The 18,591-nt window shown below is 69.6% G+C and carries 18 protein-coding genes; 12 read left to right on the forward strand and 6 right to left on the reverse strand.

The genetic code is table 11. The features are described 5' to 3' along the window. The first annotated feature begins 23 nt into the window (after window positions 1-23). A complete protein-coding gene (locus ACFYR3_RS42450; RefSeq protein ID WP_355841043.1) occupies window positions 24-1,610 on the forward strand; it encodes an FAD-binding oxidoreductase in 1,587 nt (528 codons plus the stop codon). Between the two features lie 60 nt (window positions 1,611-1,670). Here ACFYR3_RS42450 and ACFYR3_RS42455 read toward each other — a convergent pair whose 3' ends face one another. The 4 genes from ACFYR3_RS42455 to ACFYR3_RS42470 form a co-directional block, all read right to left on the reverse strand. Beyond that, the gene (locus ACFYR3_RS42455) at window positions 1,671-2,372 is read right to left on the reverse strand and encodes a phosphatase PAP2 family protein (RefSeq protein WP_355841041.1); all 702 of its coding nucleotides are present in this window, start codon (window positions 2,370-2,372) and stop codon (window positions 1,671-1,673) included. Between the two features lie 194 nt (window positions 2,373-2,566). Next, entirely contained in the window at window positions 2,567-3,574 is a 1,008-nt protein-coding gene (locus tag ACFYR3_RS42460; RefSeq protein ID WP_355841039.1) for a bifunctional lytic transglycosylase/C40 family peptidase, read from the reverse strand. A 106-nt stretch (window positions 3,575-3,680) separates the two neighbouring features. Continuing rightward, window positions 3,681-4,460 (reverse strand): trypsin-like peptidase domain-containing protein, encoded by a 780-nt coding sequence (locus ACFYR3_RS42465; protein WP_355841037.1) that lies wholly within the window; start codon window positions 4,458-4,460, stop codon window positions 3,681-3,683. Between the two features lie 114 nt (window positions 4,461-4,574). After that, on the reverse strand, window positions 4,575-5,021 hold the full coding sequence (locus ACFYR3_RS42470) for an ATP-binding protein (protein ID WP_389287600.1): 447 nt from the start codon (window positions 5,019-5,021) through the stop codon (window positions 4,575-4,577). A gap of 207 nt (window positions 5,022-5,228) precedes the next feature. Here ACFYR3_RS42470 and ACFYR3_RS42475 point away from each other — a divergent pair, with 207 nt between their 5' ends. Genes ACFYR3_RS42475 through ACFYR3_RS42485 form a run of 3 tightly spaced genes read left to right on the forward strand, consistent with a single transcriptional unit; the run spans window position 5,229 to window position 6,533 of the window. Then, window positions 5,229-6,074: a helix-turn-helix transcriptional regulator gene (locus tag ACFYR3_RS42475; protein WP_355841033.1), complete on the forward strand. Its 846-nt coding sequence runs from the start codon at window positions 5,229-5,231 to the stop codon at window positions 6,072-6,074. Between the two features lie 11 nt (window positions 6,075-6,085). Beyond that, the gene (locus tag ACFYR3_RS42480) at window positions 6,086-6,280 is read left to right on the forward strand and encodes a DUF397 domain-containing protein (RefSeq protein ID WP_389287602.1); all 195 of its coding nucleotides are present in this window, start codon (window positions 6,086-6,088) and stop codon (window positions 6,278-6,280) included. Next, window positions 6,273-6,533 (forward strand): DUF397 domain-containing protein, encoded by a 261-nt coding sequence (locus ACFYR3_RS42485; protein WP_355841029.1) that lies wholly within the window; start codon window positions 6,273-6,275, stop codon window positions 6,531-6,533. The genes ACFYR3_RS42480 and ACFYR3_RS42485 overlap by 8 nt, the downstream gene beginning before the upstream one ends. A 17-nt stretch (window positions 6,534-6,550) precedes the next feature. Here ACFYR3_RS42485 and ACFYR3_RS42490 read toward each other — a convergent pair whose 3' ends face one another. Continuing rightward, the gene (locus ACFYR3_RS42490) at window positions 6,551-7,192 is read right to left on the reverse strand and encodes an SRPBCC family protein (RefSeq protein WP_355841027.1); all 642 of its coding nucleotides are present in this window, start codon (window positions 7,190-7,192) and stop codon (window positions 6,551-6,553) included. Between the two features lie 387 nt (window positions 7,193-7,579). Between ACFYR3_RS42490 and ACFYR3_RS42495 the strand changes: the two genes are divergently transcribed. From ACFYR3_RS42495 to ACFYR3_RS42525, 7 genes are all read left to right on the forward strand, one after another. Next, the gene (locus ACFYR3_RS42495; protein ID WP_355841025.1) at window positions 7,580-8,905 is read left to right on the forward strand and encodes a S53 family peptidase; all 1,326 of its coding nucleotides are present in this window, start codon (window positions 7,580-7,582) and stop codon (window positions 8,903-8,905) included. Window positions 8,906-9,432: 527 nt separating this feature from the next. Beyond that, a complete protein-coding gene (locus ACFYR3_RS42500; protein WP_037622434.1) occupies window positions 9,433-9,741 on the forward strand; it encodes a hypothetical protein in 309 nt (102 codons plus the stop codon). 208 nt (window positions 9,742-9,949) lie between these two features. Further along, on the forward strand, window positions 9,950-10,798 hold the full coding sequence (locus ACFYR3_RS42505; protein ID WP_389287604.1) for a hypothetical protein: 849 nt from the start codon (window positions 9,950-9,952) through the stop codon (window positions 10,796-10,798). Beyond that, on the forward strand, window positions 10,788-12,125 hold the full coding sequence (locus ACFYR3_RS42510) for a hypothetical protein (RefSeq protein ID WP_389287606.1): 1,338 nt from the start codon (window positions 10,788-10,790) through the stop codon (window positions 12,123-12,125). The genes ACFYR3_RS42505 and ACFYR3_RS42510 overlap by 11 nt, the downstream gene beginning before the upstream one ends. After that, complete coding sequence (locus tag ACFYR3_RS42515; protein WP_355841019.1) at window positions 12,122-13,681, forward strand: SCO6880 family protein; 1,560 nt, start codon at window positions 12,122-12,124, stop codon at window positions 13,679-13,681. The genes ACFYR3_RS42510 and ACFYR3_RS42515 overlap by 4 nt, the downstream gene beginning before the upstream one ends. Window positions 13,682-13,695: 14 nt before the next feature. After that, on the forward strand, window positions 13,696-15,120 hold the full coding sequence (locus ACFYR3_RS42520) for an ATP-binding protein (RefSeq protein ID WP_355841017.1): 1,425 nt from the start codon (window positions 13,696-13,698) through the stop codon (window positions 15,118-15,120). Between the two features lies 1 nt (window position 15,121). Next, a complete protein-coding gene (locus ACFYR3_RS42525) occupies window positions 15,122-16,762 on the forward strand; it encodes a type VI secretion protein (protein ID WP_389287609.1) in 1,641 nt (546 codons plus the stop codon). 100 nt (window positions 16,763-16,862) lie between these two features. On the opposite strand, the gene ACFYR3_RS42530 is transcribed toward ACFYR3_RS42525, so the two are convergent. Further along, complete coding sequence (locus ACFYR3_RS42530; protein ID WP_355841013.1) at window positions 16,863-17,423, reverse strand: GNAT family N-acetyltransferase; 561 nt, start codon at window positions 17,421-17,423, stop codon at window positions 16,863-16,865. 145 nt (window positions 17,424-17,568) lie between these two features. Between ACFYR3_RS42530 and ACFYR3_RS42535 the strand changes: the two genes are divergently transcribed. Further along, window positions 17,569-18,330 (forward strand): CDP-alcohol phosphatidyltransferase family protein, encoded by a 762-nt coding sequence (locus ACFYR3_RS42535; protein ID WP_389287611.1) that lies wholly within the window; start codon window positions 17,569-17,571, stop codon window positions 18,328-18,330. Window positions 18,331-18,591 lie beyond the last annotated feature (261 nt).

Below are 18,591 nucleotides of genomic sequence, written 5' to 3' on the forward strand. Positions count from 1 at the left end.
CACGGAACCCACGGGAGGCGCACATGCAACGGCGTTCGTTCATCGGCGGAGCCACCGCCGTCCTCGCGGCGGCGGCGACGTCCGCCTGCAACGGCAGTGACAGCGGGGACGGCAAAGCCGCCGGCACGGCCAGGAGCACGGGCGCCGCGAGCACCGCGACCGAGACCACCGGCATACGCACGGCGACCGCGAGTAGCCGCGCGGCCGCCAACTGGCTGGCCCTGTCCCACCAGCTGGACGGCGCCCTGATCCGCCCCGGCGACCACAGCTGGCCGGCCGCCCACCAGCTGTACAACACGCGCTTCGACAACCTGAAGCCCGCCGCCGTCGCCTATGTCGCGCACGCCGACGACATCCGTACGACCATGGACTACGCCCACGCCCACGGCGTGAAGGTGTCGATCCGCAACGGCGGCCACTCCTACGCGGGTTGGTCCTCCGGCGACGGCCGGCTGGTCATCGACGTCTCCAAGCTGAACAAGATCCGAGCCTCGGCCAATGAAGCGGTCGTCGGCGCCGGTTCCAAGCTGATCGACGTCTACCGCGCGCTGGCCGCGAAGGGCGTCACCATCCCCGCGGGTTCCTGCCCCACCGTGGGCGTCTCCGGCCTGACCCTTGGCGGCGGCCACGGCGTCGTGTCACGGGCGTACGGACTGACCTGCGACAGCCTCACCCAGGCGACGCTGATCACCGCCGACGGCAAGCAGCTCACCGCCAACGCCACCGAGAACAAGGACCTGTTCTGGGCCCTGCGCGGCGCCGGCAACGGCAACTTCGGTGTCGTCACCGAACTCCGCTTCAAAACCCACCCGGCACCGCAGGGTGTCTCGGCGTACATGACCTGGCCGTGGGCCAAGGCCGCCGCCGTGGTGAAGGCCTGGCAGGAGTGGGGTCCGAGCCAGCCGGACGAGATCTGGTCGTCCTGCCACCTGGCCAACGCGGCCGGCGGCACACCCACCGTGTCCATAGCCGCCTTCTCGCTCGGCACCTACGGCGAACTCCAGAACGCCGTGGACCGGCTGGCCGACCGGATCGGCTCCCCCGCGCGCAGCGTCTCCCTCAAGAGGCGCTCGTACGAGGAGTCGATGGAGGTGTACGCGGGCTGCTCGTCGTTCTCCGCCGACGCCCAGTGCCACCTGCCGGGTTCGACGCCGGGCCGCAGCCCGCAGGGCGCCCTCGGCCGCGAGACGTACGCGGCCCGCTCGGACTTCTTCGACCGCTCGATCTCGGCGGCCGGCGTCCAGACGCTCCTGAACCAGATCTCCGCGACCCGCGGCGGCGCGGGCAGCATCGCGCTCACCGCGCTCGGCGGCGCAGTCAACCGTGTCGCGCCCACGTCCACGGCGTTCGTGCACCGCCGTTCGCGCATGTTGGCGCAGTACATCGTCTCCTGGCGGGCGGGCACCTCCGGCACCACCGCCCAGTCCTGGCTGACCGGCGCCCACAACGCGATGGCCCGGTACGCCTCGGGCGCGGCCTACCAGAACTACACGGACGCGACGCTGACCGACTGGCGCAAGGCGTACTACGGCGACGCGGCCAACCGCCTCACGGCCCTGAAGCACCAGTACGACCCGAACCGCTTCTTCTCGTTCCCGCAGGCGCTGTGACCCGAGGCGCCCCGCGTGCGCCCTGGGCGCACGCGGACGGGGCGCCGGGCGGTCCGGAAGCTACGCGGCGAGGTCCCGTTCCTCCGGGTGCTCGGCGCGCGCCTCCGGGATCAGGGTCTCCTGCCCGGCGGGTGCGACACTCCGCGCGCGGATCAGCCGGCCCGCGCGCGGGGCGGTCTCCACGGCCTTCATGACCGGGGTCAACAGGGCCATGGCGAGCGGCGACAGCAGCAGGACGACGGCCGTGCCGAGGGCGAAACCGCCGATGACGTCCGTCGGGTAGTGCACGCCCATGTAGACCCGGCAGAACCCTTCGAGCAGCGCGAGCCCTATCCCCGCCAGTCCGAACTTCCGGTTGACGACGAAGAGTCCGACGCCCATCGCCATGGTGATCGTCGCGTGGTCGCTGACGAAGGAGAAGTCGGTCTTGCCGCTCACGAGGACGTCCAGGCCCAGGTGGTCACGAAAGGGGCGCGGGCGCTCCACGAAGCCTCTTATCGGAGCGTTCACGAGGAGCGCGATACCGGCCGCGAGCGGCGCCCAGACGAGTCCGGCCACGGACGACGCCGCGTCGGCCCCGCCCCGCCGCCGCACGGTCGACCAGCACCACAGGACCAGCAGGACCATCGCGAGCAGCAGACCCCACTCGCCGACGAACTCCATGGTCCGGTCGAACCAGTGCGGCGCGTGCTTGGCCAGGCCATTGATGTCGTACAGCAGGTCGACGTCGGGGTTCGAACCGGATTCGGCGAGTCCAGCCATGGCGCTGCGGCCCCTTCGTCGTCTTTCCCGCGGCCGCGCCCTTTCGCGCGCCGCTCGATCCACCCCCGTGGTTGTAGATCAGTTCTCTACGTCAAAAGGAACGCACGGTTCCCTTCAATACGTTCCACACTCCACGAAATGATCACGCATACGTTATCGAAGAGAGATACATCGCCGCAGATCAGAGGGTGGTTTCATACCGAAGTGGGCAATGCTTTCGCGCCATCCGCGGTCACCCGGGTGGCCCCGAAGTAGTCGGGCGTGTCGACGGGGTCGAAACGGATGACGGCACCCGGCCTGGGGGCGTCGATCATGTAACCGCCCCCCACGTAGATACCCACGTGCCGGATGGCGCGGGAGTTGGTGAGGTCGTCCGAGAAGAAGACCAGGTCCCCGGGCAGGAGTTCCTCCCGCTTGGGGTGCGGCCCGGCGTTGTACTGGTCGTTGGCGACCCGCGGCAGGGTCACCCCGACGCTGTCGTACGAGGCCTTGGTCAGACCCGAGCAGTCGAATCGTCCGCCCTGGTCAGCGGTTCCGTTGCCGCCCCACAGATAGGGCGTGCCGAGCTTCTTCTGCGCGTACGTGATGGCCGCCGCTGCCTGCTTCGAGGGGTCCACGCGGGTCACCGGCGCGGCGAAACTCTTCGCCAGCGTGGTGATCGTCTTCACATAGTTCCGGGTCTCCGCGTACGGCGGCACGCCCCCGTACTTGATGACCGCGTACGCGCCCGCGTTGTACGCGGCGAGCATGTTCTCGGTGACGTTTCCCGGAGCGTTCTTCACATAGGAGGCCAGCTCGCAGTCGTACGAGGCGGCCGACGGAATCGCGTCATTCGGGTTCCATACGTCGCGGACGCCGTCCCCGTCGCCGTCGACCCCGTGCGTGGCCCAGGTCCCCGGGATGAATTGCGCTATCCCCTCCGCCGCCGCCGGACTCTTCGCGTTCGGATTGAATCCACTCTCCTGATACAGCTGGGCGGCAAGCAGCGCGGGATTGATCGCGCCGCAGAGATTGCCCCACTTCTGCACGAGGGACTGGTACGCGGCGGGTACGGCGCCCTTGGCGAGTCCGACCGAACCGCCGCCGATCCCGTTGGCGAGGTTCCCGGCGACCACGTAGACGCCGACGACGAGGAGCATCATGAAGGTGATCCCGGCGCCGACGGCAGCGGTCGCCACGATCCACGTCTTACGCACCGTCAACCGCCCCTCACCGCACAGGAGTCCGCCGACGTCAGTGTAGAGGCGGGCTCCGCGCGAGAGGGATGTCGCGCACAAGGACAGAGCGGCATGTTCCGCCGGACAGGCACTAACCGGCTCGGCCGGCCTCCTGGTAGAGCTCGTCGGCCTCGGTCCCCAACACCACGCTGTACGAGACGTCGTCGGTGTCGCCGCCCTGCTCGTGGCCGCCGATGACGCCGACGACCGCTCCGTCCCCGTTCACCCAGGGACTGCCGCTGGTTCCGCCGGCGAAGGCGGGACATTCGACGCGCTGCTGCGTACGGCTCTGGGCGGTGGGCTTGTCGGTGCAGGTGATGGGGGTGTCGACGGTGCCGGGGTATCCGGTGACGGTGACGGCGGTGGCCCCCGTGGCGCGGTGCGCGGCGAAGGCGTTCCCGCCTCCGACGGCGTCCTCGACCTCCTTGCCGTCGCGGGTGCCGAGGACGGCGAAGGCGACGTCGCTGTCCTCGTCCTGGTCGTTCATCCACCCCTCGGGGAGGAAGACGCCCTGGACGTCCCAGAACCCGTACGGCGCGGTGCCGTCCCGGTAGCCGGGCGCGAAGGAGAGCTGCGCCTCACCGTCCAGACAGTGGGCGGCGGTGAGGACGAGGTCCCGCCCCGCGCTGTGCACGACGGAGGCGGTGCAGAAGTGCCCGCCGCTGCCGGCGCTCGCGGCATCACCGTGGAACAGGGCGCCCACGCGCGCGTTCCGGCCGTTCTCGGCGGCCTGGACGGTCACGCCGAACGGCCCGGGGCCGTCGTCGGCCGACGCGACGGACGAGGACGTCACCGCCAGCAGCACGAGGGCCGCACCGAGCAGTGCGGGCCGCCGGGTGTCTGGGAGACGGGTGATGCGGATGCTCTTCATCGCCCCTCACCTTGCCGCAAGCGGGTGAGAAAAACCTCGGACCAGTCCGAGTATCACCTGAGAATCCCCACCCCGCCCGGCCACCACTCCCGCCCCCGGGGCACCTCCACCGGTTCAGCCCCAGGCCCGCCCGGCGGCACGGCATTCGGCCCACAGCAGCTTCCCTCCTCGCGACGCCCCCAGCTCGCGCAGCACGGACACCCCCCATGCGTCGGCGCAGGCCCGTACGAGGTGCAGTCCCCTGCCGTGCTCGGCGTCCCGCTGGGGCAGATCCACGGGGGCACCCTCCCGGAATCCGGACGGGACGGTCGGGTCCGTGTCCCACACGGCGACCTGCAGCCGGCCGGGTTCCGCCCACAGGACGCGCAGGGCACTGGGGCCCGGGGCGTGCAGATGGGCGTTGGTGAGGAGTTCGGAGGCCAACAGCTCGGCCGTGGGCGTGAGTTCGGAGAGCTGGTGCGCGGCGAGAACGGCCCGGAGGGTGACGCGGGCGATGCCCGGGGCGCGTGGATCGTGCGGGAGTTGGAGGGTGTAGGACCAGGGCGGGGATACGGTTGCCACGGAAGTCTCCGATCACGGAGGGGAGTTGGGTGGTGTCGTTTCGCTACGGTGCCCAGTGACCGCGGCCGCTCCGTCGAGCGGGGTGCTTCTGGGCGGGGTCCCAGAAATAAGGTAGCCGCGCCCAGTAAATACATTCACCGGTTTGCGGGGATTGGCTTTACTGCCACCCGTGTGGGTGACCAGTACCAGCAAGGAGGCAGCGAGCCCGTGAGGACGAACCCGACGGGTCGCCAGCTCCGTCTCGGCACGGAGCTGCGCAAACTCCGCGAACGCGCGGGCCTGACGTCGACCCAGGCCGGTCAACTCATGGGCATCAAGCAGACTCAGGTCAGCAACATGGAAGCCGGGCGAGTCGGTGTGAGCGCCGAGCGTGTCCGCACGCTCGCCTGTCACTACGACTGCCCGGACAGAGACCTGGTCCAGGCCCTCAGCGACATGACCGCCGTACGACCACGCGGCTGGTGGGAGGAGTACCGCGAGATCCTGCCGGGCGGCCTGATCAACCTGGCCGAGATGGAGCACCACGCCACACGCCTGACCGCCGGGATCACCGCCCACGTCCCCGGCCTGCTCCAGATCCACGATCACGCCCGCGAGGTCTTCCGCCAGGTCGTACCGGAACTCTCGCCGCCCGACATCGAGCACCGGCTGTCGTTCCGGATCAAGCGTCAGGCCGTCCTCTTCAACGACTCCCCCACGCCGTACCGGGCTGTCCTTCACGAGGCCGCCCTGCGCATGCAGTTCGGCGGCCCTGCCGTCACGAAGAAGCAGCTCCGGCACATCCTCGACATGAGCGAGCACCCGCACATCGCCGTCCAGGTGATCACGTTCGCCGCCGGCGCCTACCCCGGCTCCGGGCAGTCGATCCTGTACGCCCACGGAGCGGTCCCGCAGCTCGACACGGTGCACCTGGACCAGTCCCACGGCTCCGCGCTGCTCGACGCCGAGGCCCAGCTCGACAAGTACCGCGTACTCCTGGAGCGCATGACGGACGTCGCCCTCGGCCCCCACGCGTCACGGGAGTTCATCCACGACATCGCCCAGGACCTGTGAAAGGACCCGACATGCGCACCGCCACCTGGCAGAAGTCCTCGTACTGCGGCGAGGGAGAAGCCTGCATACACCTGGCCGGAGAGCGCGCCACCGGCGCGATCCGCCTGACAGAATCCGGCGACCCCCGCGGAGCGATACTCACCGCCGCCCCCGCGGCCTTCCGCTCACTCCTCCATACCCTCAAGAAGGAACAGGCCCGTGACTGACATCCCCTCGGACCTCGACTGGGTGCGGGCCGCGCCGGACGACGCGACCGGGCCCGGCCCCTGGATCGAACTCGCCTTCGGTGACGACGACTTGGTCTACATCAGGGAGACCGGTGACCCGGAGAACGTCGTCACCACCACGCGCAGGAAGTGGGACGCGTTCGTCCTGGGCGTCCAGGCGGGCGAATTCGACCACTTCGTCGAGGGGCTGGAGGACGAGCGACCCCCGGCTCCCGCCGAGGGCCGCCCATGAGGTGAGAGCGGGCGGCCTCACTCCGGTTCGGCGCCCGTGTACGCCGCAGTGGTCCGGTTCGCCATGCCCCGGGCGCCGTCCTCCGGCTCACCGGCGGCGACATTCGCCTCGTACCAGCTCTCACTGCTCAGCGTGATGAAGCGGCGGCCCTCGTCGGAGCCCAGCCAGGCCATGCTCTCCTTCGGGTCCACGGAGCCGCCCGAGGAACCGAGGTGGCCGGCCAGGCCCATCAGGCCGAGGTCCCAGCCGACGCCGACCGCGCCGGGCCCGAACTGCGACCAGCGTTCGTCGCCGACGCGGGCGATGTGGTCGAGCTCGAACCGGGTGCGGTCCCCCTCCGGGGTCACCCGCACCTCGATCCAGTTGACGTCGCCGCCGATCTCCCAGGTCGCGGCGTAGCTCTCCGGCGGCTCGCACCGCTCGATCGTGCCGCCCGCGTTGCCTTCGAGTTGATAGGTCCCGCCGAGGCGGAGGTCACCGGAGACGGGCAGGAACCAGCGGGGGATGCGCTCGGCGCTGGTGCAGGCGTCCCAGACGTCGTCGACCGTCGCGTCGTAAATCTGGCTCAGCGTCACCACGCGGACCGCGCCCGCCTTGAACTCGCGCGTGTCGACGGTGCGGCGCACGGCGTTGATCTGGTAGATCACGTCAATGATCACGATTTCTCCTCCGAGGTCTTCCCTTGCCGTCGCCGGACTCCCTCGGGCGACGCTCCCGCTTCCCCCGCGCCGGCTCGGTCCCGCAGGGCGTTCCCTATCACGGAAGCGCACGACCGTCCGGAGAACGCGACAGCGCCACCAGTGCAATTCCCCTGAACGGGCTGTGAGTTGGGTCAAGCGGCCGTCAGCCTCCAGCCATCCGGGGGCCATGGGGAGGTCACGCGCCTGCCGCGTTCAGCAAGGCGGAAGTAAGGCTTCCATAAGCCTCTTGTTGTCGCGTACTCAACAAGGGAAGGTCGTCGGCGGGCCGCATGGCCCACCGCCGGGGACACCCCACCGGCGGCGCACCCGCACCGCCCCTGCAAACCACTCCCAGGAGGCTGTCCGTTGCGCACCACACTCCCCAAGAGACCTTCCGCCGGCCCGACGCGCGGCAGTTGGCGCCGAACCGGCGCGGCCGTCCTCGGCGTCGCCGCCCTCGTCCTCGCGGGCCTCGGCGCCGCCGGGACCGCGGACGCCCGTACCGGCGCCCCCAAGGTGACCCCCCACGTGAGCTGGACCAGGGCATGCGCGACGCCCACCAAGGCCGACGTCGCCGCCTGCAACGCCATGCGGGTCACCGGCGGCGTCACCGAGTACATGGCGGAGAACGGCTACGCCGAGGGCGTCACCCCCGACGCCGCCGACGCCTCCACGCCGTCCGGCTTCGGGCCGACGGACCTCCAGGCCGCGTACGGTCTGACCTCCGCGGCCGCCGCCAACGGCACCGGCGAGACCATCGCCATCGTCGACGCCTACAACGACCCCAACGCCGAGGCCGACCTCGCGACCTACCGTTCGTACTACGGCCTCCCGGCGTGCACCACCGCCAACGGCTGCTTCAAGAAGGTCAGCCAGACCGGCTCGACCACCTCGCTGCCGTCGAACGACACTGGCTGGGCCGAGGAGATCTCCCTCGACCTCGACATGGCGAGCGCCATCTGCCCGAAATGCAACATCCTTCTCGTCGAGGCCAAGTCCGCCACCATGGCCAACCTCGGCACCGCGGTGAATGAGGCGGTCGCCCTGGGCGCGAAGTACGTCTCGAACAGCTACGGCGGTTCCGAGTCGTCCTCCGACACGTCGTACGACACCGCGTACTTCAAGCACACCGGTGTCGCCATCACCGTGAGCGCGGGCGACGCGGGCTACGGCGCCGAGTACCCGGCCGCCTCGCAGTACGTCACCTCCGTCGGCGGCACCGCGCTGACCAAGGCGACCTCCACCACCCGCGGCTGGACAGAGTCGGTCTGGAAGACCAGCAGCACCGAGGCCACCGGCTCCGGCTGCTCCGCGTACGACACCAAGCCGACCTGGCAGACCGACACGGGCTGCTCCAAGCGCACCATCTCCGACGTCTCCGCGGTCGCCGACCCGGCCACCGGCGTCGCGGTGTACGACTCGTACGGCATCACGGCCGGCTGGTACACGTTCGGCGGCACCAGCGCCTCCTCGCCCATCATCGCGGGCGTCTACGCCCTCGGCGGCACCCCGTCCAGCGGTTCCTACCCGGCGAAGTTCCCGTACACGAAGGCCGGCACCTCGGCGCTCAACGACGTGACCTCGGGCAACAACGGCACCTGCACCACCAGCTACCTCTGCACCGCGACCACGGGCTACGACGGGCCGACCGGCTGGGGCACCCCGGAGGGTGTCACCGCCTTCACCGGCTGACCTCCGGAGTGCGGGCGGCCGCCGGGAGACGTGGGGTTCCCCGGCAGCACCCGGCGAACGGGCCGTGGCAACCAGCCGCGGCCCGTTCCTCCTGCCCGGGGCGGAGGGATAGCCTTCGGAGCATCGGCTCGGCGTACGGCGTCCACCCCGCGCAGACGCGGCGACCCGGGGAACACCGGCTCGACGGACCGTCAGAAGCGGTACGGCGGGGCCGCGTCCGTTCGAATTCGCCCGCGCGCGTGCGCCGTGGAAGGGCACAACGACGGAACCACACGCCAGGTTTCGCTTCCACTTCATTGCCCGGCGTGACCACCCGTGATACACAGAGTGACGATACGACTCTTCGTATACCGCCATACGCCTCCCGAGAGGGTCCCGCGTACGCCGGTGACAAGGAATTCGTACGAATCCCGCCAACCAATGACGTCAAGTCGACATACGACGGCGTCATTGTCGGCGAGAATGGGCCCGACCTCTGCGCACAGTGGCAGGGGGTGCAGAACTACCCACCAGGGGCGGTGACTTACATGCTTTTCGCAGCCGACAAGGGCGACATCAACACAATCATCGGTGGAATCGCCCCGGACTGGGGTCCCTTCGGCAGCCTGGGCAACGAAGCGAAGGTGATGGTCGAGGTGGTGATGGCGGTCGCCATCCTGCTCTGCCTCGGCATCGCAATCTGGGGCGCGGCCAAACAGCGCATCGGCGCGACCGCCCTCCGCGACACCTTCAGCGCCGAACAGGGCAAGGGCCTCATCATCGCCGGGCTCACGGGAGTCTTCATCATCGGTTCCCTCGGCACGCTCTTCACCATCGTGTACGGCATGGCCGTGTAGCCCGGCCGGGCCGCGCCGCACCCGGCGCGCCGTCAGTCCCGGCCGGGCGCGCCCGGAATCTCTCTCCATCGACCCACCCGTCCGTCGTGCCCACCGGCTGAGGTTGCGTTTCCCTGATGTCGAGTCACCACACCGCGCCCGCGCGGGAACCAGCACGGCTACCGTCGTACTACTTGGTTCAGCGAGAGGTTGAGGGGGCGTACGCGGCATGAGTCTCGGTGACGAACCCGGGTACGGCGACGGCCCGCGCGGCGACGACGGGGGGTACGGCGGCTCCGGCCAGACCCGCACCCGCCTGCCCGACCGCCCGGGCGACGTCTACGGCGGCGCGCGGCGGCGCGGATCCTCCTCGCGGAGCCTGGTCACGGTCGTCGGCGTGGTCGTCCTCCTCATCGCCGCGATCGCCTTCGCGAACCGCGGCGACAACTCGGCCTCCTCGGGCGGCGACAGCGGCGCCAAGTCGAAGACGTCCCCCACGGCGGCCTCCGGCGACCACCCGGTGACCTCCAAGGCCGCAGGCATCCCGACCGGCTTCCCCCACAACACCCAGGGCGCACAGAGCGCGGCGGCGAACTACGCGGTGGCGTTGGGTTCGGCCGACATGTTCAACAAGGCCAGGCGGGACCAGATCCTCGCGACCGTGATCGCCCCTTCCAAGGTGACGGACTTCGAGGCGACGCTGGACGAGGCGTACACCCCGCAGTTCAACAAGAACGTGGGTCTGAACGAGGACGGCTCAGCTCCGCAGGGCTACACGTTCGTCTCACGTACGAGTCCCATCGGGACCAAGACGACCGAGTCCTCGAACAACACGGCGACCGTGGAGGTCTGGTGCGGCGGTCTGCTCGGCCTCGCCGGTGAGAACTCCACCAACCCGGTCACCAGCAGCTGGTTCACCATCACCATGAAGTTGGAGTGGACCGGTGGCGACTGGAAGATCGTCTCGCACTCCCAGAAGGACGGCCCCGCGCCTGTCCCGGGCGACGATCGGGCCTCCAGCGCCGGCGACATCGCGAAGGCTGTCGAGGAGTACGGAGGGTTCACGTATGCCCGCTAACCGCCGCGTACTCAAATTGACCGCAGCAGTCGGGGCCGTACAGGCCGCGGCGGTGCTGCTGGCCACGAGAGCGGTCGCAGCGCCCACGCCGTCGCCGTCGCCCTCGTCGAGCAACAACCACTGCAGCCTCATTCACGGGCCCGCCAGAAACTACTGCGAGAGCGGCACCAAGGGATCCGGCAAATCAGGCCTCAGTGGGGATCCCGGGGTCGGCTCGACCCTGGATCCGCTGTCCTCTCTGGCGAAGGGCTGTGCCGACGCCGCCTCCTGGACAGTCGACAAACTCTCCGCCGCCGTGAACGAGACCGCCAACGTCGACTTCACGAACGCCAAGTTCCTCCAGCAGTACGCCGTCGTCTTCGCGGCGTCCTCGATCCTGACGCTGCTGCTGTGGCTGCTGGCCGTGACGAAGCGGGCGGTGCGGGGGGTCCCCCTCAGCACGGCCATCTCCGAGGCGATCGGGTTCCTCTGGCTGACCGTGCTGGCCTCGGCGTTCACCCCGCTGATCCTCTACACGGTCGTGTCGGCGACGGACGGCGTGACGGAGGTGCTCGCCAAGACGACCGGCAACCAGACGGACGCGTTCTTCGGGACGTTCTCCGGCGCTCTGAACAAGGGCGGCAACATCGGCGGCGGCCCCATCATGCTGATCGTCGTCTCGATGGTCTCGATCCTCGCCGCCGGAATCCTCTGGCTGGAGCTCGTCATCCGGGCCGCCCTGCTCTACGTCGGAGCCCTCCTCGGCACCGTCGTCTACGCGGGCCTCGTCGACAAGAACCTGTGGGGCCACGTCCGCCGCTGGGCAGGCATCATGATCGCGGTGATCCTGGTGAAACCGGTCATCGTCATCGTGCTCGGCCTCGCCGGAGCCCTCAGCTCCGACAACGGACCCGACGCGTTCTCCGCCGTCGTCTCCGGGCTCGCCATCATCCTGCTCGCCATCTTCGCCAGCGCGATGATCTACCGCTTCGTACCGGGCTTCGGCGACGAGATCGCCGGCTCCCGCAACAACCGCATCATGCAGGGCGCCGAAGGCAAGGCCGCCGCCGTGATCAGCTCGCCGGCCACCCTGGTCGCGCAGGGCATCAAGACGCACAGCACACGCGCCGACAACAACGGTGGCGGAGGCGGAGGCGGCAACAGCCAGCCCCGCCCTGCCAACCCCGCGTCCGGCGGTGTGGCCGCGCACAGCAGTCGTACGCCGAACGGAGGCGGCGGATCCGTCCCCTCCGCCGCACCACCGCCGCGTACCAGCCCGGTCAACACCCCGCACGCGAGCAATACCCGCAACAGCAGTACCAACCGCACGGGAGGTGAAGGGCGTTGACGACCGAGTCCCACCTGTCCCATCCGGTCACGCCCCGCCGTACATATCTGATCGGCCGCGCCCGGCCGAACGCGATCGTCGGCCGGAACCGCGAGTCCGGCGAGATCGCGCTCATCATCGGGGGCGCGTTCCTGGGCATGATGTGCGGCCTGCTCGTCCCGGTGCTGTCCCTGCGGATCGTGCTGCTGATGGGCTTCCCGCTGCTCGCACTCGCCGCGGTGTACATCCCGTACAAGCGCCGCACGTTCTACAAGTGGTTCGAGATCAACCGCAGCTACAAGCGGAGCCTGCGCCAGGGAACGGCGTACCGCAGCCAGGTGATGGAGGCCGGCACCCGCCTCGAGGGCAAAGAGGTCGAGATCGGACCGCCGCCCGGCATCGGCCGGATCTCCTGGCTCGCCGCCCCGTTCGGACCCGACGAGATCGCCGTGCTGCTGCACGCCGACCGGCGGACCGTGACGGCCGCGATCGAGATCGAGGGACCGGGCGTCGGTCTGCGCGACAGCGAGGACCAGGAGGCCCTCGTCGACCGTTTCGGCACGCTGCTCAAGCACGTGGCGAACGGCGACGGCTTCGTCACCCGCCTCCAGATGCTCGCCCGCACCCTCCCCGCCGACCCGGACGCCCACGCCAAGGACGTCTCCGTACGGGGGGACGAGCGGGCTCCCGGATGGCTCCAGCAGTCCTACGACCAGCTCCAGTCGATGGTGTCCACGAGCAGTGAACAGCACCGGGCCTATCTCGTCGCCTGCATGCACTACTCGCGTGAGCTGGCCGCCGAGGCGCAGGCCATGGCGCGCGCGGCGCGACCGCAGGGCGGCCGGAAGGTCGACCGGGACGCCGGACTCGCCGTCGTCATGGCACGCGAGCTGACCGACATCTGCTCCCGGCTCCAGGAAGCCGACATCCGCGTACGGCAGCCGCTCGGTCAGGGACGCCTGGCGTCCCTCGTGCACTCGATGTACGACCCCGACCACCCCATCGACCACATCCAGGCGATGACCAAGCGCAACGCCTGGCCGGCCGAGCTGGACGCCATGGAGCCCACGTACCTCCAGGCAAAGACCCGCGAGTCCTCCACCCGCGCGCCCTGGTGTCACGCAACGGCCTGGGTGAAGGAGTGGCCGATGACCCCGGTGGGCGTCAACTTCCTCGCCCCGCTCCTCGTCCACACCCCCGACGTCATCCGCACCGTCGCCGTGACCATGGACCTCGAACCCACCGAGGTCGCCATCGAACGCATGCTGACCGAGAAGACGAACGACGAGGCCGAGGCCAGCCGCGCCGCCAAGATGAACCGGACCGTCGACCCGCGCGACATCGCCTCGCACAACCGCCTCGACCAGCGCGGCGAGGACCTCGCGAGCGGCGCCGCGGGCGTCAACCTCGTCGGCTACATCACCGTGTCCTCCCGCAACCCCGAGGCACTCGCGCGCGACAAGCGCACCATCCGCGCCTCGGCCGGCAAGTCGTATCTGAAGCTGGAGTGGTGCGACCGCGAGCACCACCGGGCCTTCGTCAACACACTGCCGTTCGCCACCGGAATCCGCAGGTAGGGGCTGATGCACTGATGCGGGATCCGCTGTCCGCCGCTACGGACGCCTTCACTTCCTTCCTCTTCGGCAAGGTCGAGACGACCCGCCTTCCCGTGCGCACGTCCACGGGCCAGGCGCAGGCGGTCTACCTGCCCACCGCCGCACCCGGCCTCGGCGACTCGGGCGTCATCATCGGCCGCGAGGTGTATTCCGGCAAGGGGTACATCTACGACCCCTTCCAGTTGTACGGGCAGCAGCTCCCGGCCCCGCACTGGCTGGTCCTCGGAGAGTCCGGCAACGGCAAGTCGGCCCTGGAGAAGACGTACGTCCTGCGGCAGTTGCGCTTCCGCGACCGCCAGGTCGTCGTCCTCGACGCCCAGGGCGAGGACGGCGTCGGCGAATGGAACCTCATCGCGCAGGAGCTGGGAATAACTCCCATCCGGCTCGACCCGACGGCCGCCCTGGACATGGGAATCCGGCTCAACCCGCTCGACCCGACGATCACGACGACGGGCCAGCTGGCACTGCTGCGCACCATCATCGAGGTCGCGATGGGGCACAGCCTCGACGAGCGGTCCGGCTTCGCCCTGAAGGTCGCGCACGCCTACGTCAACGAGACGATCGTCGAGCGCCAGCCGGTGCTGATGGACATCGTCGAGCAGCTGCGCCACCCCGAACCGGAGTCGGCCGAGGCGATGAACGTCGCCATAGACGACGTACGGGCCTGGGGCCTGGACGTGGCACTGGTCCTGGACCGGCTGGTCGACGGTGACCTGCGGGGCATGTTCGACGGCCCGACGACGGTGGGCATCGACCTGGACGCCCCCCTCATCGTCTTCGACCTGTCGCACATCGACCGGAACTCCATCGCCATGCCGATCCTGATGGCGATCGTGGGTGTGTGGCTGGAGCACACCTGGATCCGGCCCGACCGCAAGAAGCGCATCTTCCTGGTGGAGGAGGCGTGGCACATCATCAACAGCCCCTTCGTGGCCCAGTTGTTCCAGCGGCTGCTGAAGTTCGGGCGCCGTCTCGGTCTGTCCTTCGTGGCGGTGGTCCACCATCTGTCGGACGTGGTCGACGGAGCGGCGGCCAAGGAGGCCGCCGCGATCCTGAAGATGGCGTCGACTAGGACCATCTACGCGCAGAAGGCGGACGAGGCACGGTCGACCGGCCGGGTCCTCGGCCTGCCCCGCTGGGCGGTCGAGATCATCCCGACGCTGACGCCGGGCATCGCGGTCTGGGACGTCAACGGCAACGTCCAGGTGGTCAAGCACCTCATCACCGAGACCGAACGCCCGCTGGTCTTCACCGACCGGGCGATGACGCAGTCGTCCGCCGACCTCATCTCCGACGATGCGATGCGCGCCGCCGAACTGGAGGCCGAGGAACGGGCGGCGGCCTTCATGGAGCAGCATCTCAGCGATCTCGACGGCTCCACCGAGTCCACGGTGGCGTGACATGGGACAGCACCCCGACCGGCACGACGACCGGCAGGACCCCCGGCGCGAGGGCGCGGGCGGCATCCCCGACGGCCTGCTGATCGGGGTGCTGGGCTTTCTCCTCGGCATGACGTTGATGGTGTGGACGGCGACAGGCCTCGCGGGCTGGTTCTCCCGCGGTGCCTGGCCGGACGCGATCACCTTCACCCGTACGCCGTTGGCCATGCGGCATCTGATCGGCGCGCCGCACGACATCGCCGGCGCCTGGCCCGACACCCCCGCGGCCCAGTTGTCCGGCTACGGCCTCTTCTGGGGCCTGTTCATCGGTCAGTTGATGGTGCTGCTGGTCCTCGCGGTGTTCGTGATGGGGACGGTGGCACGGTGGCGGGCGGGACGGGCGCGAAGACTCGCGAAGGCCACGGCGACCGCCGCGTACACGGACACCCCTGATCCGGTGGTGCCGACGGCCAGGACGGAACAGCAGCAGCTGCCGGCGCAACCGATGCCCGCGCAGCCCCTGGAGACGGCCTACAGAGCGGCCGAGGGCGAGCGGGCGGGTGCCCATGCCCGCGAACGTATGGGCGAACAGGCACGGGAACAGGTAAGCGGACATGCGGGATCGCAGACACGCGAACACGCGGGCGGCCGGGACACCGCCGCCTCCGAGGCCGTCCCCTCCGAAGCCGTGGCATCCCGGGCCGCCACGGCACCCCAGCCGAAACCCTCGTGGACGTCAGCCCGCGCGGTCGTCCTCGCCCCCGCCGAAACCCGCCACCCCGTTGCGTCCCAGGCCGTACGCGACGCGGAGGGCCCGGCCCTCGTCATCACCTCCGACCCCCGCACCTGGTCGGAGACCAAGGACGCCCGCGCCAAACTGGGCCCCGTCCTCCTCTACGACCCGGCCCACCTCTGCGACACCCCGGCCCGGCTCCACTGGTCCCCCACGGCCGGCTGCGAGGACAAGGAGACGGCGGCGTCCAGGGCGACCGCTCTCCTCGCCCCGGTACGCCCCACCGCCAAGGCGGACCAGGCGATGGCCGATGTAGCGGAAACGCTCATGCGCAGTTATCTGCACGCCGCCGCGGTGGAGGGCAAGACCTTCCGCCATGTCCACCGCTGGGCCCAGGGCTCACAGGTGCAGGACGCCGTACGGGCCCTGCGGACGAATCCCAAGGCCGCGTCCGGCGCCGCCGGCGAGCTGGAGGCCGCGCTCGTCTCGCACCCCGAACGCAGGGACATCGCGCAGGAGCTGACGGCACGTGTCCTTGCGTCGTTCGGCACGGTCAACATCCGCGAATCCTGCACTCCGAACCGAAATGACAGCCTCGCCTTGGATTCCTTCGTCAATGAAGGGGGCACGCTTTATCTGGTCGGTGAACCCATCGAGGACCCCAAGGCGAGCCCCGGCGCCATGCCGCTCCTGACGGCCCTCGCCTCAAGCGTGGTCGAGCGTGGCCGGCGCATGGCCGAACGGTCATCCTCCGGTCGCCTCGACCCACCACTCACCCTCGTCCTCGACGACATCGCGGCCGTGGCCCCGCTTCCCCAGCTCCCGGATCTCCTGACCACGGGCCCGGCCCGCGGCCTGCCGACCCTGGCCCTCCTCCGCTCCCGCGAACAACTCCGGTCACGCTGGCCGCAGTACGAGCTTCCGGTCTGACGAGGATGCTGGTTTGACGCGGCCGACGATCTGGTGCCGATGCAGGTCTGGTGCCGATGCAGGTCTGGGGCCGGTGCCGACCTGACGCCTGTCGACCGCCCTACCCGCGAGTGATCACGAACTCCAGCTCCAACTCCCCGGTGTCCCCGGGCATCGGCACCGCCTCTCCGGTGGGCAGGAAACCCGCCTTCCGGTAGAACGCCTCGGCGCGGCCGTTCTTCTCGTGCACGAAGAGCCGCACGCGCTCGAGCCCGATCCCCCAGGACCACGCGAGAGCGGCGTCGAAGAGCGCCCGGGTCACCCCGGCCTCGCTCCCCCTGTACTCGGGTCGCACGAAGACCCCGACCAGATGCCCCTGGCTACGCTCGGACACCGTCCCGAACACGTCCCGCACCCCGGCCTCCTCGACCAGGACGGTCACAGACCCGGCCCACACCCCGTCCTCGCCCACGGCCACGATCTGCTGACGCTCGACGACACCGGCGGCGGCCCCGGCCGTCCGGTCCTGCCAGAAGACATCGGACTTGGCGGCCGCGTCCTCATAGGTCTCCAGGAACGCGAGGTGCGCGACGGGATCCCGCAAGGCGTCGAGTCTGAGCTCCTTCACCTGACGCCACTCGTCGGGACGTATGGAACGGAAGACGTGGGTCTTGGGGGTCATGGCTGTCACCGTAGTACGCGCGTACGACAACGATCACCTGTTTTCCACCCTGCCGATCACCTCCGCCCGGACCCCCGTCATGCTCTTCCCTGTACGACATTTCCAGCCGCCCGATCCAGCGCCAGCTCGCCAGGGAGAACGCCGCATGCCCAAGGTCCAACTAGAGGAACTCCGCAACGTCATTCACCCTGCGGGCAAACTGGACAGCAGGGCGGAGCACTGGGCCGGCCGCCTCTACATGAGGTCACTTTCCCTGCGCGTGACCCGCCATCTCGTCGACGCCCGTATCTCCCCGAACCAGATCACCGTGATCATGGTCTTCGCGGGGATGCTCTCCGGAGTCGCCCTGATCCTGCCGGGCCTCGGCGGCGCCGTGCTCTCCGTCCTCTTCATGCAGTTGTATCTGCTGCTCGACTGTGTCGACGGTGAAGTGGCTCGCTGGCGACGCCAGTTCAGCCCGCTCGGGGTCTACCTGGACCGGCTCGGCGCCTACCTCGCCGACGCCGCCGTCATGGTCGGCATGGGCATCCGCGCCGCCCAACTCGGCCTCGACCCCTATCTGGTGGCGGGTCTGGCCGCGGCCATCGGCGTCCTGCTCCTGAAGTCGTCCTCCGACCTCGTCCACGTGGCCCGCTCCGACAGCGGCATGGAGAAGGCGACCGACCAGTCCGTCGTCCCGCGCTCCAGCGGTCTCGCCCAGATCCGCCGGCTGGCCTCGGCCGTGGGTCTCCACCGCCTGGTCAACGGCATCGAGTGCACCATCCTGCTGCTCGTCACCGCGGTCATCGACCTGACGGTCGGCGACCTGACGGCCACGCGGATCGCGACCGTCGTCGTGACGGCGATCGTGTGGCTGCTCGTGCCCGCGCACATCGTCTCGATCGTCGCGTCGTCCCGCCTGAAGTAACCGCACCACGAGAAAGGGGGCGGTCTCCACGAGGAGACCGCCCCCTTTCTCGTCCCCCGACTCCTCATCCCCGGGCGTCATACGTGATGACGGCCGTCATACATGAGGACGCTCTACAGAGGTCCCAGTACATAGTAAATAGTCCTGAACGCAGAAAACCCCCGTCACCGGTTTCCCGGTACGGGGGTTTTCTTCAAAATTTGTTCGGCGGCGTCCTACTCTCCCACAGGGTCCCCCCTGCAGTACCATCGGCGCTGTGAG

The organism is Streptomyces sp. NPDC005784 (assembly GCF_042871525.1).
Lineage (GTDB): Bacteria > Actinomycetota > Actinomycetes > Streptomycetales > Streptomycetaceae > Streptomyces.

Excerpts from the sequence above, each read along its gene's own strand:
- ACFYR3_RS42450 (WP_355841043.1), top strand. The coding sequence starts at position 24 with ATGCAACGGCGTTCGTTCATCGGCGGAGCCACCGCCGTCCTCGCGGCG.
- ACFYR3_RS42455 (WP_355841041.1), bottom strand. The coding sequence starts at position 2,372 with ATGGCTGGACTCGCCGAATCCGGTTCGAACCCCGACGTCGACCTGCTG.
- ACFYR3_RS42465 (WP_355841037.1), bottom strand. The coding sequence starts at position 4,460 with ATGAAGAGCATCCGCATCACCCGTCTCCCAGACACCCGGCGGCCCGCA.
- ACFYR3_RS42480 (WP_389287602.1), top strand. The coding sequence starts at position 6,086 with ATGCGCACCGCCACCTGGCAGAAGTCCTCGTACTGCGGCGAGGGAGAA.
- ACFYR3_RS42500 (WP_037622434.1), top strand. The coding sequence starts at position 9,433 with ATGCTTTTCGCAGCCGACAAGGGCGACATCAACACAATCATCGGTGGA.
- ACFYR3_RS42505 (WP_389287604.1), top strand. The coding sequence starts at position 9,950 with ATGAGTCTCGGTGACGAACCCGGGTACGGCGACGGCCCGCGCGGCGAC.
- ACFYR3_RS42510 (WP_389287606.1), top strand. The coding sequence starts at position 10,788 with ATGCCCGCTAACCGCCGCGTACTCAAATTGACCGCAGCAGTCGGGGCC.
- ACFYR3_RS42520 (WP_355841017.1), top strand. The coding sequence starts at position 13,696 with ATGCGGGATCCGCTGTCCGCCGCTACGGACGCCTTCACTTCCTTCCTC.
- ACFYR3_RS42525 (WP_389287609.1), top strand. The coding sequence starts at position 15,122 with ATGGGACAGCACCCCGACCGGCACGACGACCGGCAGGACCCCCGGCGC.
- ACFYR3_RS42530 (WP_355841013.1), bottom strand. The coding sequence starts at position 17,423 with ATGACCCCCAAGACCCACGTCTTCCGTTCCATACGTCCCGACGAGTGG.
- ACFYR3_RS42535 (WP_389287611.1), top strand. The coding sequence starts at position 17,569 with ATGCCCAAGGTCCAACTAGAGGAACTCCGCAACGTCATTCACCCTGCG.